This is a genomic window from Mycobacterium pseudoshottsii JCM 15466 (assembly GCF_003584745.1).
Classification (GTDB): domain Bacteria; phylum Actinomycetota; class Actinomycetes; order Mycobacteriales; family Mycobacteriaceae; genus Mycobacterium; species Mycobacterium marinum.
In genome coordinates, this window is record NZ_AP018410.1 from 4,919,050 (window position 1) to 4,933,165 (window position 14,116).

The window sequence follows — 14,116 nt, forward strand, 5'->3', positions numbered from 1 at the left end:
ATCCACGACGTCTACGGACACAGGTCGACAAGTTCTGGTCGACCAGGCCCCGAGGGGATGGTCCAGGTAACGACATTGGTATCGCCTCTGTTGCCCGGCATGCCGGGTAGCTCGGTGCCGGTATCGTCAGCCAGCGCCCCCGGCCCGGTCCGAATTACCCGTACCCAACTCAACATCGGCCTGCGCCACATCGCGGTCACCCGGATTCGCCTCGGCGGCCCTGTCTCGCACGCCGCCTTGCCAACACCGTCTTCGGTCATCGGCACATCGACCGACAAAATCCGTCAAACCACTTGCCAACCGGTAGCGGCTTGGCATAGGAGAAATTCATAGTAGGAAGCAACAAGATGCGGTGTCTTTTCCGGCCGTCATTTCTGGTTGTTCCGCATGGGAGGCGCCCGGTGTCGTTTGTGATCGCTGAGCCCGAGTTGCTCGCTGCCACCGCTACCCACCTGTCCTCGCTCAGGACGACACTCGTTGCGGCCAACGCAGCTGCGGCAGTTCCGACCACGGGGCTCCTGGCTGCAGCCGATGACGAGGTGTCGGTGGCCATCGCCGCAGGTTTTCGCGCGTACGGCCAGGCATATCAAGCGCTGAGCACTCGAGCCGCGGATGTTCATGCGCGATTCGTACAAGCGTTGGCTGCTGGCGCCGATCGGTATGCCAGCGCCGAAGCCGCCAATGCCGGGCAGCAACTGCTCGACATCATCAACGCCCCCACCCAGGCATTGATTGGCCGCCCGCTGATCGGCAATGGCACCAACGGAGCACCGGGAACCGGCCAAGACGGCGGGCCGGGTGGACTATTGATCGGCAACGGCGGGTCCGGGGGCTCCGGCGCTGCGGGCACCAACGGCGGCAACGGTGGCGCCGCAGGATTGTTGGGCGCCGGTGGTGCCGGTGGTGTGGGCGGCTTCGGGCTGCCTGGGGGTGCGGGCGGCAACGGCGGAGCAGGCGGAGCCGGCGGCCTGTTCGGCAACGGCGGCACCGGCGGGGGCTCCTTGGACGGCAACGGCGGCAGCGGCGGGGCAGGCGGCGCGGGCGGCTTCTTGGATTCGGGCGGCAAAGGCGGGGTTGGAGGCGTCAGCGCGCACCAGGTCGGCGGCACGGGTGGTCCCGGTGGGACCGGTGGACTACTGGGCGCGGGCGGCGCCGGTGGTGATGGCGGGCAAGCCGATGACGCCATCGGCGGAACCGGAGGCACCGGCGGAAGCGGCGGCACGCTCTACGGATCCGGCGGGCTCGGCGGCAATGGCGGCAACGGCGGCCACCAGGGGGGCCTGGGTGGAGCGGGTGGCTCGGGCGGGCTGTTCGGCGACGGCGGCTCCGGCGGCGACGGCGGAACCGGCGGCACCAATGGCGCAGCCGGTAGAGCAGGCGGTCGTGGCGGCTTGCTCTATGGATCCGGTGGCGACGGTGGTGACGGCGGCAACGGGCAACCGGCCGATGGCGGCGCGGGCGGCGCGGGCGGCGCCGGCGGCCTGCTGGGCGCCGGCGGTAACGGTGGCGACGGCGGGGTTGGCCACGACAACGGCGGGGCAGGCGGCGCCGGCGGCCGAGCCGGCCCGCTAGTAGGAGCGGGGGACAACGGGGGCGACGGTGGCGCCGCGGGTCTCCACGGTGGCCAGGGAGGGGGCGGCGGCAACGCGGGCATCCTGCTCGGCAATGGCGGTGCCGGCGGCACCGGCGGCTGGGGCGGCTTCAGCGTGCCTGGTCAGGGCGGGACCGGTGGAGCCGGAGGACATGCTGGGCTGATCGGCAACGGCGGTAACGGTGGCGCCGGCGGGATCACCTCGGTCGCCGGTGGCACCGGCGGCGACGGGGGCAAAGGTGGCGATGCATGGGTGATCGGCAACGGCGGCAATGGCGGCAGCGGCGGCACCGGCACCCAACCGGGTGGCCCGGGTGTGGGGGGATCCGGGGGTTCACTGATCGGCCAGCATGGGTTGAACGGGTAGCGAACGACACGGGGACCCCGCACGACACCTCGACATCACCAGTCCGACCGTCCAGCGATGGCTCGACCGGTCCCGCTCGCGCGGCAGCCGCGCGGCGCCCGAGAGGACAACCGGCACGCCGACCGTCACCACCACGTCAAGATTTGTGACGCCGCATTGGGTGTCTTCGGCCCGCATTGCGCACACCGCGCGGCAAAGAACGGAGCAGCGTCCCGCCTTCGTCGTCTGCCCACCTGTGACGAACGTGAAACAGACACCCCATGGTCCGCCTACCGGCAGGGCTCCGGCGTTGTTGATTAGCAGGCTTGTGAGCTGGGTTGATGATCTTTGGTGCCGCGCTATTGGGGCCGGAGTGTAGGCACGGGCTATCTGGAGAACGATCGAGTTGGTTACTGTTCGTCGTTGGTCTGGAGTTGCCCGTGCCTACCGTTTCAGTATTGCCTGTGTCGTCGGTTCCAGAGGTGTTCGACTGCTGGAGTCCTGGTGAGCGCAGCGAGCTCATCGGATCGGAGTTTCTCGATGTGTTGGCCTCGGTGCCAGACCCGAGGGGCCCACGCGGTCGGAGGTATTCGCTGATGGCTTTGTTGGCGATCGCGGTTCTGGCCACTGCCGCGGGGATGCGCGGCTATGCTGGTTTTGCCACATGGGCGGCCACCGCTCCCGATGATGTGTTGGCCCAATTAGGGGTCCGGTTCCGGCGGCCCAGTGAGAAGACCTTCCGCGCTGTTTTGTCTCGGCTAGACCCCGCCGACCTCAACGCCAGGATGGGCAGTTACTTCACTGCACACGTGGCCAGCAGCGACCCCAGTGGATTGGTGCCGATCGCGTTGGACGGCAAGATGCTGCGTGGTGCTTTACGCGCCAAAGCGACAGCCACGCATCTCGTGTCGGTGTTCGCCCACCGTGCCCGATTGGTGCTCGGTCAACTCGCTGTCGCCGAGAAAAGCAATGAAATTCCCTGCGTACGTGCCCTGCTCACGCTGCTGCCGGGTAGCTTGCGGTGGCTGGTCACCGTGGATGCGATGCATACCCAGGTCGTCACCGCGAAGTTGATCTGCGCCACCTTGAAGTCGCACTACCTGATGATCGTCAAGTCCAACCAAGCCAAAATACTTGCGCGTATCACCGCGCTGCCCTGGGCCGAGGTGCCCACAGCCGCTACCGACGACTCCCGCGGCCACGGCCGTGTCGAGACCCGCACCCTGCAAATCATCACCGCTGCACGAGGAATCGGCTTCCCCTACGCAAAACAAATCATCCGGATCACTCGTGAACGCTTGATCACCGCCACCGACCAGCGCAGCGTGGAGGTGGTCTATGCCATCTGCAGCCTGCCGTTCGAGCACGCCCGCCCTACCGCGATCATGACCTGGATGCGTCAACACTGGGGAATCGAGAACAGCCTGCACTGGATACGCGACGTCACCTTCGACGAAGACCGTCAAAGGGCACATACCGGAAACGGCGCACAGGTCCTAGCAACGCTACGCAACACCGCGATCAATCTGCACCGCCTCAACGGCGCCGACAACATCGCCGAAGCCTGCCGGATCACCGCTTTGACCGCCAACCGCCGCCTAGACCTCCTCAATCCACAATTCCCCAGCTCACAAGCCTGCTAATCAACAACGCCGGAGCCCTGCGCCTACCGGAAACCCACGACCTCCCGGCCCCAGGCGGCGCGAATGGGTGCGTCGATATCGCGCGCAACCCTGTCGGACTTGTCGATGACCAGGCAAGCGCGGTCGCCGTCCTGGTAAGCCGGCCAGTCCGGTTCACCGGCGGGGCCCGCGGGATTGTCCTGGGTAGCAAAGTTGATCCACCGGGTCCGCATCCTCTTGGAGACGGCCTTGGCGGTTTTCGCGCCACCGAGTCGCAAGGTGGGGTCCTGCGGTCCCCCGAGATTGCCCCAGACGTAGGGCAACTCGGTCGCGTGAGCAGCCCGGACCAGCAACAGCTTCAGCAGCGGCGTGGAGTAGTCGAAGCGGTACAAGTACACCGGCGCCACCCTGCTGTGGCCCTCGGCCAGCCATACCGATGGCATCCGAAAGCCGACGTCGGTGGCGATGCTGAGCGGCCTGGCCCTGCGCCGCAGCCGGGAATAGGCCAGCCCGATCTCCTCTTCGGTCGGCAATTGCAGGTCGGGCTGCTCGGCGGCGATCTGGGTGAACATGGACGTGATCGCGCGCGGCGTGATCGGCATCAGCGGCGATCGCATCAGCCGGAACAGCGCGGCTTCATGCTTGTTGGCGCCGATCAGCAATGGGACCGGGTGCGCGCGGCCCTCCTGAGCGACCTTCACCGGATAGTCGGTGAGCACATCGCCGTCGACGATCGGGACGAACGCCAACGTGCCGGGGTTACGCACCGGCACTTCGTTGAATACTTCTGTCGAGGCGGCAACGATCGCCGCGGTGGGCAGCTGCGTCAGTTTGTCCACGTCGCTGGCGGCGATTCCCAGCTTGTCGAGCAGGTGCACCGCGACACGCTGCGCCCTTTCCCGGTCGTATACCGAGGTAGCCGGCGAGCTTTGGGCGATCGCGCGGGAGAACAAGCCCCGAGCCGCCGGGGTCACCAGCAGCGTCGTCACCAGCCCCGCACCGGCGGATTCACCGAACAGCGTGATGTTGGCGGGATCGCCGCCGAACGCCGCGATGTTCTCGCGTACCCAATGCAATGCAGCCAGCACATCACGCAGCCCGACGTTGGAATCAAAACTCCGTCCGGCATGGCTCAACGACGACAGGTCCAGGAAGCCCAGAGCACCGAGCCGATAGTTCACCGTCACCACGATGACCTCACCGCTGCTGGCCAACCTCCGGCCGTCATAGAGGGCCTGACTTGCCGAGCCCAGCATGTATGCGCCACCGTGCAGCCACACCATCACCGGTTTCGCGGCACCGGGTGCGGTGTTCGCTGGCGCCCAGATGTTCAGCCGTAGACAGTCTTCGTCCTGCGGCGCGCCGAGGTCGATGGGCATGTTGGCCAGCACCGGCTGAGGGCAGACCGACCCGAAAGCGGTGGCATCGGCGATCTCGGTCCATGGTTGGGGTGGCTGTGGGGCCCGGAACCGCAGCTCGCCCACGGGCGGCGCTCCATACCGGATGCCCTTCCACGATTTAGTCCGAACCCCGCTACCGGCCGCTGCAATGCCGTCTTCGGCGCCCCGGACCGGCCCGTAGGCGGTTTCGACCACATAGCCGTCACTCGCCATTCGTCTGATGTCACTGGTCATAATTGTGAAAACTCCTGTTCCCCTTGGCTCAGGTTAACGACTGGCAATCGCACAGCTGCCGAAAGGGCCACACCCAGCGGTCAATGGCACCGGAGTGCTCAGGGCGCACGGGACAAGCGCCCGAACAACAACACTGTCTGCGGCTAAGGTTGCGCTCAACACCGACGCGGAGGGCGGGCCCCGGTCCAGTGAACACCGAATTCACGCTCAGTCAGAAACGCGCTCTGGCGATTGTCACGCTGGCCGCCCTGCTGTTCGGCGCCTACTTCCTGCGCAGCTATTTCGTGCTGATTGTGGTGGCCGCCGTCGGCGCATATCTGTTCACACCGCTGTTCAATTGGTTCAACAAGCGGCTGAACGCGGGCCTGTCGGCGACCCTCACCCTGTTGACGGCATTGGTGGTGGTCATCGTCCCGGTTGGGCTGCTGGTCGGCCTGGCGGTCGTCCAGATTGCCCGGATGGTGGAGAACATTGCCGGCTGGGTCAAGACAACCGACCTGAGCAGTCTCGGCGACAAGGCCCTGCAGCTGGTCAATGAGCTCCTGGCCCGAGTGCCGTTCTTGCATGTCACCGTGACGGCGGAGGCACTGCGCAAAATGATGATCTCGGTGGCTCAAAACGTCGGCCAGTGGCTGCTGCACTTTCTGCAGAATGCGGCCGGCAGCCTGGCCGGCGCGGTTACCTCGGGAATCATCTTTCTGTACGTGTTCATGGCACTGCTGCTCAACCGCGAGAAACTGCGGACACTGATCGGTCAGCTCAACCCACTGGGTGAAGAAGTCACAGATTTGTACTTGCGCAAGATGGGCTCGATGGTGCGCGGCACCGTGATCGGTCAGTTCGTCATCGCGCTGTGTCAAGGCGTTGCCGGTGCCGCGTCCATCTACGTCGCCGGATTTCACCACGGGTTCTTCATTTTCGCGATCCTGCTCACCGCAATGTCCATCATTCCGCTCGGCGGCGGAATCGTGACAATTCCATTCGGTATCGGGATGGCGTTCTATGGCAATATCGGCGGGGCGTTCGTCGTCTTGTGGCACTTGCTGGTGGTCACCAATATCGACAACTTCTTGCGACCGATTCTGGTTCCACGCGATGCCCGGCTCAATTCGGCGCTCATGCTGACGTCGGTATTCGCCGGCATCGGCATGTTCGGCCCGTGGGGGATCATCATCGGTCCGGTGCTGATGATCCTCATCGTCACCACGATCGACGTCTATCTGGCCGTGTACAAGGGCGTCGAACTCAAGGACCGCAGCGCCAAGCCCGCCCGCCGCAACTGGTTGCCCCGCAGAACCGGGAATGCGCCGGCAAACGCGGCTACTGACTCAACCGCTCAGTGAGGAACTCGACCACGCGCTTACGGGCCTCATACGCCGGATGGCCATCCACCTCACGAACCTCTTCGGTGAGTACCGAATGCGCCATCCGGCCAAAGCCGTCCGGGTTGCCCGGGCCGGAATCGATCTCGATCACCTCAAACGCGTCACCCAGACGCGCCTTGAGCGTACTGAACCGCTCACGCGGCGCCGTCTTGTCCTCGCTGAAGCGCAAACCGATGGCGCACAGCCCCTCATTCGCACAACGATCGGCGACCACCTGGAGCTCGGACTCACTTAGCCCGGGGTCACTGCGCTGCGCGGACGTCAGCGGCAGCGGCACCGACGGCTGACTGAGCACCGGGGCGAGCACGCTGTCATCGACGGCGGCGGCCAACGCAAAACCGCCGGTGAAGCATTGCCCGATCACCCCCACCCCCTTGCCCGGTGTGGACGCGTTGAGATCACGCGCCAGCGCGCGCAGAAAGATCGATACCGGCCGCTCCTTGTTGGTGGCCATCGCCGCGAACTCCTTGGCCACACATCCGCGGGAGATTTCGAGCGCCACATAACCGATCGACACCGCCTTGCCCGGCTTGCCGAACAACGACGGAATGGCCACCGTGAATCCGTTGTCCACCAGGTGGTTTCCCAGCGCCAGCACGCCGGGATGGATGCCCGGCATCTCCGGGATCAGCACCACTCCGGGGCCTGAGCCTTTGCGAAAGACGTCGTGGGTGTAGCCGCCGCCGGTGAACGGTGCCGCCGACCATCCGGCCAAGTCCGCTTCGGGTCCGCTCACGATCAGTCCCTTCTGCCGGCTTGCCGGCTAATTCTTGGTCGGCAGCGGCGCCTGCGATTGCGTAGCCAGCGCCAGCGTACGGAATTCGTCGGCGCTTCCGGCGCCGGTGATTGCGACCTGGGCGGGACCCTGCGGGCTGGTAAGCCGGGTGGTCCACACCGGCTCGGTGGAGCCGTTGCTATCGGTGCCTTCGTAGACAACCCAGCTGGTGTCGACCACATCCACGGTGCCAGTCGGATACATGTCCGAATGGATCGATCGGACCAGCTTGTCCTCGTCGGTATTGCTCTGGGTCAGGCTCAGGTACATCCCCGATGGGCTGATGTATCCCACCTTCGAGGTGGTCGCGCGCAGCAGCTGACCGTTAGCCGGATCGGTGCGCCCATTCTCGATGCCGCCACGACCGCCCGAGTTGGCTTTCCATCCATCCGGCAGGACTGGCAGCCGAATCGGGAATCCCAGGGCGGCCGCGTCGGCCTTCAGAGCCGCCGCGGCGTCGTAGGACGGGACATTTCCTCGATTGGTCGCGCCCGGTTGGAAGGAACACATCCCTACCAGGCCTGCCAGCAGGATGCAGCCAACCACCAGCGGGGCAAGCGACCAGAACATGTCGCGCCCATCCTGCAGCAACCGTGGTTTGGCCGGCTTCGGGCCCGGCTGCGGCTCACCAGTCACCTGGCCAGTATCGCAGGCCAGTATCCCAGCTCCAGCCCGGTGATCTGCTTCTGGGACAATCACCAACCATGACAGCTCAGGGATCCGGTTCGTCGCCAACCGCGGTCGCGGGGCGCGACCCATCGCTGCCACGGCCGCCACGTGGCGAAGCCCCCGACCGCAACCTGGCGATGGAACTCGTGCGAGTCACCGAGGCCGGTGCCATGGCCGCGGGCCGCTGGGTGGGGCGCGGCGACAAGGAGGGTGGCGACGCCGCCGCTGTCGACGCGATTCGCGAGCTGGTGAACTCGGTGTCGATGCGTGGCGTCGTGGTCATCGGCGAGGGCGAGAAAGACGACGCCCCGATGTTGTACAACGGCGAAGACGTCGGAAATGGCGACGGGCCAGAGTGCGACTTCGCTGTCGACCCGATTGATGGCACCACACTGATGAGCAAGGGCATGCCCAACGCCATCTCGGTGCTGGCGGTAGCCGATCGCGGTGCAATGTTCGATCCGTCGGCGGTGTTCTACATGAACAAGATCGCCGTCGGCCCCGAGGCCGCGCACGTGCTCGACATCACCGCACCCATTGCCGAGAACGTTCGGGCGGTGGCCCGGGTCAAGGCATTGTCGGCGCGGGACATGACGGTATGCATCCTGGACCGGCCACGACACGCCCAGTTGATCGAAGACGTTCGGGCCACCGGCGCCCGGATCCGGCTGATCACCGATGGCGACGTCGCCGGCGCCATCTCGGCATGCCGACCGGAATCGGGCACCGACATGCTGGCCGGGATCGGCGGCACGCCGGAGGGCATCATCGCCGCCGCCGCGATTCGCTGCATGGGCGGAGCCATCCAGGCGCAACTGGCCCCCAAGGACGAGGCCGAGCGCCGCAAGGCGCTCGACGCCGGCTACGACCTCGATCAGGTGCTGACCACCGAGGACTTGGTGTCCGGGGAAAACGTCTTCTTCTGTGCCACCGGGGTCACCGACGGTGACCTGCTCAAGGGTGTTCGCTACTACCCGGGCGGCTGCACCACGCAGTCGATCGTGATGCGGTCCAAGTCGGGCACCGTGCGGATGATCGAGGCCTACCACCGACTTTCCAAACTCAACGAATACTCGGCGATCGACTTCACCGGCGACAGCACCGCCGCCTATCCCCTGCCGTAACACCCCTCCCGCAAACCCGACCAGCAAGGACCCGCCAATGGCCCACAGCGCCCGCGACGATGCCGACAACGACACCGAATACCGCATCGAGCACGACACCATGGGCGAGGTCCGGGTGCCGGCAAAGGCACTATGGCGCGCCCAAACCCAGCGGGCGGTGGAAAACTTCCCCATCTCGGGCCGCGGTCTCGAGCGCGCCCAGATCCGCGCCTTGGGCCTGCTCAAGGGCGCTTGCGCGCAGGTGAACATGGACCTCGGGCTGCTGGCACCGGAGAAGGCCCAAGCGATCATCGCTGCCGCCGCCGAGATCGCCGACGGCCAACACGACGACCAGTTCCCGATCGATGTCTTCCAGACCGGCTCGGGCACCAGCTCCAACATGAACACCAACGAGGTGATCGCCAGCATCGCCGGCGCCAATGGCGTGGCGGTACACCCCAACGACGACGTCAACATGTCGCAGTCGTCGAACGACACCTTCCCAACCGCCACTCACATCGCGGCCACCGAGGCCGCCGTCAGCCACCTCATCCCCGCCCTGGAGATCTTGCAGGACGCCCTGGCCACGAAGGCTCTCGAGTGGCAGTCGGTGGTCAAGTCGGGCCGGACCCACTTGATGGACGCGGTTCCGGTCACGCTGGGCCAGGAGTTCAGCGGGTATGCCCGCCAGATCGAGGCCGGCATCGAGCGCGTACGCGCCACGTTGCCCCGACTCGGCGAACTGGCCATCGGCGGTACCGCGGTCGGTACCGGACTCAACGCCCCCGAGGGCTTCGGCGTCAAGGTGGTGTCGGTGCTGGTGTCCCAGACCGGGCTGCCCCAATTGCGAACGGCGGCGAACTCTTTCGAAGCCCAAGCCGCACGGGACGGATTGGTCGAGGCCTCCGGGGCGCTGCGCACCATCGCGGTGTCGCTGACCAAGATTGCCAACGACATCCGCTGGATGGGCTCCGGTCCGTTGACCGGTTTGGCCGAAATCCAGCTGCCGGACCTGCAGCCCGGCAGCTCCATCATGCCGGGCAAGGTGAATCCGGTTCTCCCCGAGGCTGTTACGCAGGTCGCGGCGCAGGTGATCGGCAACGACGCGGCGGTGGCCTGGGGCGGCGCCAATGGCGCCTTCGAGCTCAACGTCTACATCCCGATGATGGCCCGCAACATCCTCGAGTCATTCACGTTGCTGACCAACGTCTCAAAGCTGTTCGCGCAGCGCTGCATTGCCGGGTTGACCGCCAACGCCGAGCACCTGCGTGAACTCGCGGAGTCCTCACCGTCGATCGTGACACCGCTGAACTCGGCGATCGGCTACGAGGAGGCGGCCGCGGTCGCCAAGCAAGCGCTCAAGGAACGCAAGACGATCCGCCAGACCGTCATCGATCGCGGCTTGATCGGCGACAAGCTCTCGCTCGAGGAACTCGACCGCCGTCTCGACGTGCTTGCGATGGCCAAGGTCGAAGCGACCGACGACTAGGCCGACCTAGGTCCGTGCCGGGCGACTGGCTACGCCCGCGCGGTTGCGCGACCCCCTCAACCGAGGCGGTTCAAGGAAACGAGGATGGTTAGGCGTATGACGACTCCTCCCGGTGGGCCCTATGGCCAGGATCCGGCCGGCTACAACCCGTATGGTCAGGCCCCCTACGGGTACGGCCAGCCCCAGGCCGGCGGCCAATACCCGTACCCACCGACCGGGCCGTACACCAACCCGCAGGGCGGTGCGCCTTCCTACGGGTCGGGCACCTATCCACCCCAGCAATTCCCCCAGGCCGGTCAGCCGTATGGCACCGGCCCCGGCTGGCCGACCGGGCCGTACTCACCCGGACCGCCGCCGAAAGGACCGGGCTCGAAGGCACCGTGGCTGATCATCGCCGGTGTCGCCGTGCTGGGCGTACTGGCGCTGGTAGTGGTGCTGGTCTTTACGCTCGGCGGCAACAAATCGAACAACGCCGGCCCCTCGGGCACCTCCGCGACCAGCGGCGCTTCGACTTCGGAGCCGGACAACTCCGAGCAGAACGCGACCGGCTGCACCCCCAACGTGTCCGCCGGTGAGCGGCCACTCGGGGAGATCATCAGTGCCGGCAAGTTGTCGTTCCCGATCAGCGCGGCACCGGGCTGGTCGGTATTCGGCGACGATCAGAGCCCCAACCTGATTGGAGCGTTGGGGGTCGGCCAGGAGGTACCCGACGCCAGCCAGTGGATGATGCAGGCCGAGGTCGCCGTCACCAACTTCGTGGCCAGCATGGATGTCAGCGAGCAGGCATCGAAGCTGATGCAATGTGTGGTCGACGGCCCCGGCTACGTGCAGTCGTCGCCCACCCTGGGCCCCACCAAGAAGTCGTCGACCACCGTCGACGGGGTCAAGGCGGCTCGAGTTGACGCCGACATCACGATCGCCGACACCTCACGCAACGTCAAGGGTGACTCCGTGGTCATCATCGCCGTCGACACCAAACCGGTCACCATCTTCCTGGGCGCCACACCCATCAGCGATGCCGCCTCGGCGGCCACGATCAGCAAGGTCATTGCGGCACTCAAGGTCGACAAGTCCTGAAAACCGACAAGTACCGAGCCGAACCCGCGCTAGCCGGCCTCGGCCGGGGCACAGACGTGCGTGGCTTCGGAGCGGCCGCGCAGCACCGTGGAATAGCACTGGATCCAGCGACGGCACTCGGCCTCATGGGCGCGGTCAAGCGCCGCCGCCGAACACAGAATCCGCCGCTCGGAGGTCTTGGCGAGGTCGGCCAGCCGTGCGGCCTCATTGACCGCGTCGCCGATGACCGTGTATTCGTAGCGGTTTTCCGCACCGATGTTGCCGGCAAAAACCCGCCCCGCCGAAACACCGACACCGAAATCCACCGCCGGTAGGCCACGCAGCTGGGTGCCCAACGCGCGCGCCGTCGCCAGCGCGGCCGACGCCGGATCACCGGTTCGCAGCGGCGCTCCGAAGACGGCCAGCGCAGCGTCACCTTCGAATTTGTTGATCAGCCCCTGATGCTCATCGACGGCGTCGACGACTATCCGGAAGAAGTCGTTGAGCACTTCGGCTACCTATTGCGGCGGGCGGTTTTCGGCCAGCTGCGTGGAGCCCACCAGGTCGATGTAGAGAACCGCCGCCTCCACCACTTCGCCCGGCGACCCGGAGCCCTCTTCGAGGGCGCGCCGTGCGACATCGGTGCCGACATGGCGGCCGAACAGGTCCCGGAGGCGTTCCCGCTCTTCCAGGCCGGCCACCATGCGGTTGAACCCCGTTTGCAGGCGCCCAATTTGGGAGCGCTCGTAGGAACCGACGTAGGTGCCGATGTGGCCGTGCTCGACCTGCCCCATGGCGTCGACGATCTCATCGAGTGGATCGGAGATGGATCGCGAGGTCAGGATCATCGTCGGCAGCCCGAGCAACAGGGCGGCCAACGATACGACCAGGATCGGCACATCCAGCGACGCGGACTGTTCAATGACCCACCCGTAGGACCGCAACACGATGAAGGTCCCGATGACCCCGATGGGCAAGGCGCTGCACAGGAACCAGAGCAGGACCAGCCGGGCGAACACGCCGGGGACCGCCAGTCGCGGCTGGCCGCCCCGGGTGGCCACCCCCACGATGGGCCGCAGGGTGCGTTGCGCCAGCAGCATGCCGGTGCCCGCGGCGGCGGGTCCCCCCAGCACCACACCGAGCAGAATCGGCAGCAGGATCTTGGTGCCGTCCGCGTGGTTGAGCAGCATCAGGACTGCCCCGGATGCGGCCCAGGCTCCGACCAGGATCAGCGACTGGCGACCACCGAGCCGCAGCGCGGCTTCTCGCTGCGCCTTGGTGGGCGGGTGCCCCGGGACGAACCACTGCAGGGTGGGGGCCAGGGTCAGTGCTCCGGCAACCGCGACGCTGATGATCCCCAGCACCACCAGGACCGACACCACCGGCAGGTTTCGTTGGGCGAAGTCGACGTAGGTGTGACCGCGCAGTGGGATCAAGATCGCCGATGCATCAACGACGGCGATGAAGTAGGCCAGGGCGAGGTCGAACGCGTATTGCAGTAAAAGCCTGCGGGCGGTCTTCGGCTGCGCTTGGCCTGCCGAAGCGCTGGTGCTAGGCACCGTTATTGGGCCCGCCTGAGTTCTGACCCGCTATGTCGGTGATCGGGAAGTTCGGCATGGGTTTGGGCGACGGGGTGTTGGGCAACGGCGGGATGTCGCTGGGCGGAATGTCGCGCAGTTCGTCGACGGGCGGGCCGTTGTCCCGGCTGCCGTAGCTGCTGCCGGGCGCCCGCGGCCCGAGCAGCTCGCTGACCGTCACCAGGCGATAGCCATTTGCCTTGAGCACCGGAATGAACTGGTAGACCAGGTCGACGGTGCTCGAGTAGGTGTCATGAAACAACACCACCGAACCCGGCTTGATCTGCCTCATCAGCATGTAGCGCGTGGCCGCGGTGTTGGAGTCGTTGGCCCAGTCGAAGGGGATGACATCCCAGAGGATTTCGGCTTGGCCGTATTTTGCGGCGGTCTGGCGCACCGCCGCGTTGGACAGTCCCCCGGCGGGACGATAGAGCGTGGGTGTGCGACCCGTCGCGGCTTTGATCGCGTCGTTGGCCCGGGAAAACTGGCCGGCGATGTCCGCTTCGGGGATGGTCGTCATGTTGGGGTGTTCCCAGGTGTGGCTGCCGATCTCCATGCCCGCTTCGGCGATGCGTTTCGCTGCCGCGGGGTTGGCCGCCACCTTGTTGCCGATCAGGAAGAACGTGGCCTTGGCGTCGTTGTCCTTCAGGATTTGCAGCAGACGATCCGTGAACGGGCTTGGACCGTCATCGAAGGTCAGCGCGACACATTTGACCACCGCGCAACTCTGGTCATCGGCACGCGTGACATGGCCGGTCAGGCTGCCGATCACCAGCACGGCCACCGCCGCAACGACCCCGACGACCATGCGCCAATACCGCCAGGCCTGGTTGTCGGGTCGTTTGCGCACCTTGGCAGCCTACCTGGCG

General features: G+C 66.2%; 10 protein-coding genes and 1 pseudogene. 6 read left to right on the top strand and 5 right to left on the bottom strand.

The features are described from left to right. The first annotated feature begins 401 nt into the window (after window positions 1-401). Both MPSD_RS22330 and MPSD_RS22345 read left to right on the top strand, forming a co-directional pair. Window positions 402-1,958 carry a PE family protein gene (locus tag MPSD_RS22330; protein WP_086085833.1) on the top strand — a complete coding sequence of 519 codons (1,557 nt, stop codon included), beginning with the start codon at window positions 402-404 and terminating at the stop codon, window positions 1,956-1,958. Between the two features lie 419 nt (window positions 1,959-2,377). Further along, the gene (locus MPSD_RS22345) at window positions 2,378-3,580 is read left to right on the top strand and encodes an ISAs1-like element IS2404/ISMul1 family transposase (protein ID WP_420811965.1); all 1,203 of its coding nucleotides are present in this window, start codon (window positions 2,378-2,380) and stop codon (window positions 3,578-3,580) included. A 23-nt stretch (window positions 3,581-3,603) separates the two neighbouring features. On the opposite strand, the gene MPSD_RS22350 is transcribed toward MPSD_RS22345, so the two are convergent. Then, window positions 3,604-5,172 (bottom strand): carboxylesterase/lipase family protein, encoded by a 1,569-nt coding sequence (locus MPSD_RS22350; protein WP_086085775.1) that lies wholly within the window; start codon window positions 5,170-5,172, stop codon window positions 3,604-3,606. Between the two features lie 209 nt (window positions 5,173-5,381). On the opposite strand from MPSD_RS22350, the gene MPSD_RS22355 reads away from it, so the two are divergent. Then, a complete protein-coding gene (locus tag MPSD_RS22355; protein ID WP_020786243.1) occupies window positions 5,382-6,536 on the top strand; it encodes an AI-2E family transporter in 1,155 nt (384 codons plus the stop codon). Here MPSD_RS22355 and MPSD_RS22360 read toward each other — a convergent pair. Together MPSD_RS22360 and MPSD_RS22365 are read right to left on the bottom strand one after the other, a co-directional pair. Then, a complete protein-coding gene (locus tag MPSD_RS22360) occupies window positions 6,514-7,314 on the bottom strand; it encodes a dienelactone hydrolase family protein (protein ID WP_012395928.1) in 801 nt (266 codons plus the stop codon). The two genes, MPSD_RS22355 and MPSD_RS22360, sit on opposite strands and share 23 nt — an antisense overlap. A 27-nt stretch (window positions 7,315-7,341) precedes the next feature. Beyond that, complete coding sequence (locus MPSD_RS22365) at window positions 7,342-7,989, bottom strand: DUF4245 domain-containing protein (RefSeq protein WP_020786242.1); 648 nt, start codon at window positions 7,987-7,989, stop codon at window positions 7,342-7,344. Between the two features lie 68 nt (window positions 7,990-8,057). On the opposite strand from MPSD_RS22365, the gene glpX reads away from it, so the two are divergent. The 3 genes from glpX (at window position 8,058) to MPSD_RS22380 (ending at window position 11,691) form a co-directional block, all read left to right on the top strand. After that, window positions 8,058-9,146, top strand: a complete 1,089-nt coding sequence (glpX, locus tag MPSD_RS22370; RefSeq protein ID WP_012395930.1) for a class II fructose-bisphosphatase — start codon at window positions 8,058-8,060, stop codon at window positions 9,144-9,146. 37 nt (window positions 9,147-9,183) lie between these two features. Further along, window positions 9,184-10,614: a class II fumarate hydratase gene (locus MPSD_RS22375; RefSeq protein ID WP_020786241.1), complete on the top strand. Its 1,431-nt coding sequence runs from the start codon at window positions 9,184-9,186 to the stop codon at window positions 10,612-10,614. Window positions 10,615-10,710: 96 nt separating this feature from the next. Further along, window positions 10,711-11,691, top strand: a complete 981-nt coding sequence (locus MPSD_RS22380) for a DUF3824 domain-containing protein (RefSeq protein ID WP_020786240.1) — start codon at window positions 10,711-10,713, stop codon at window positions 11,689-11,691. 29 nt (window positions 11,692-11,720) lie between these two features. On the opposite strand, the pseudogene MPSD_RS22385 reads toward MPSD_RS22380, so the two are convergent. Then, window positions 11,721-13,169 (bottom strand): annotated as a pseudogene (locus MPSD_RS22385) (adenylate/guanylate cyclase domain-containing protein). A 52-nt stretch (window positions 13,170-13,221) separates the two neighbouring features. Next, window positions 13,222-14,097: a polysaccharide deacetylase family protein gene (locus MPSD_RS22390; protein WP_015356908.1), complete on the bottom strand. Its 876-nt coding sequence runs from the start codon at window positions 14,095-14,097 to the stop codon at window positions 13,222-13,224. Between the last annotated feature and the right edge of the window lie 19 nt (window positions 14,098-14,116).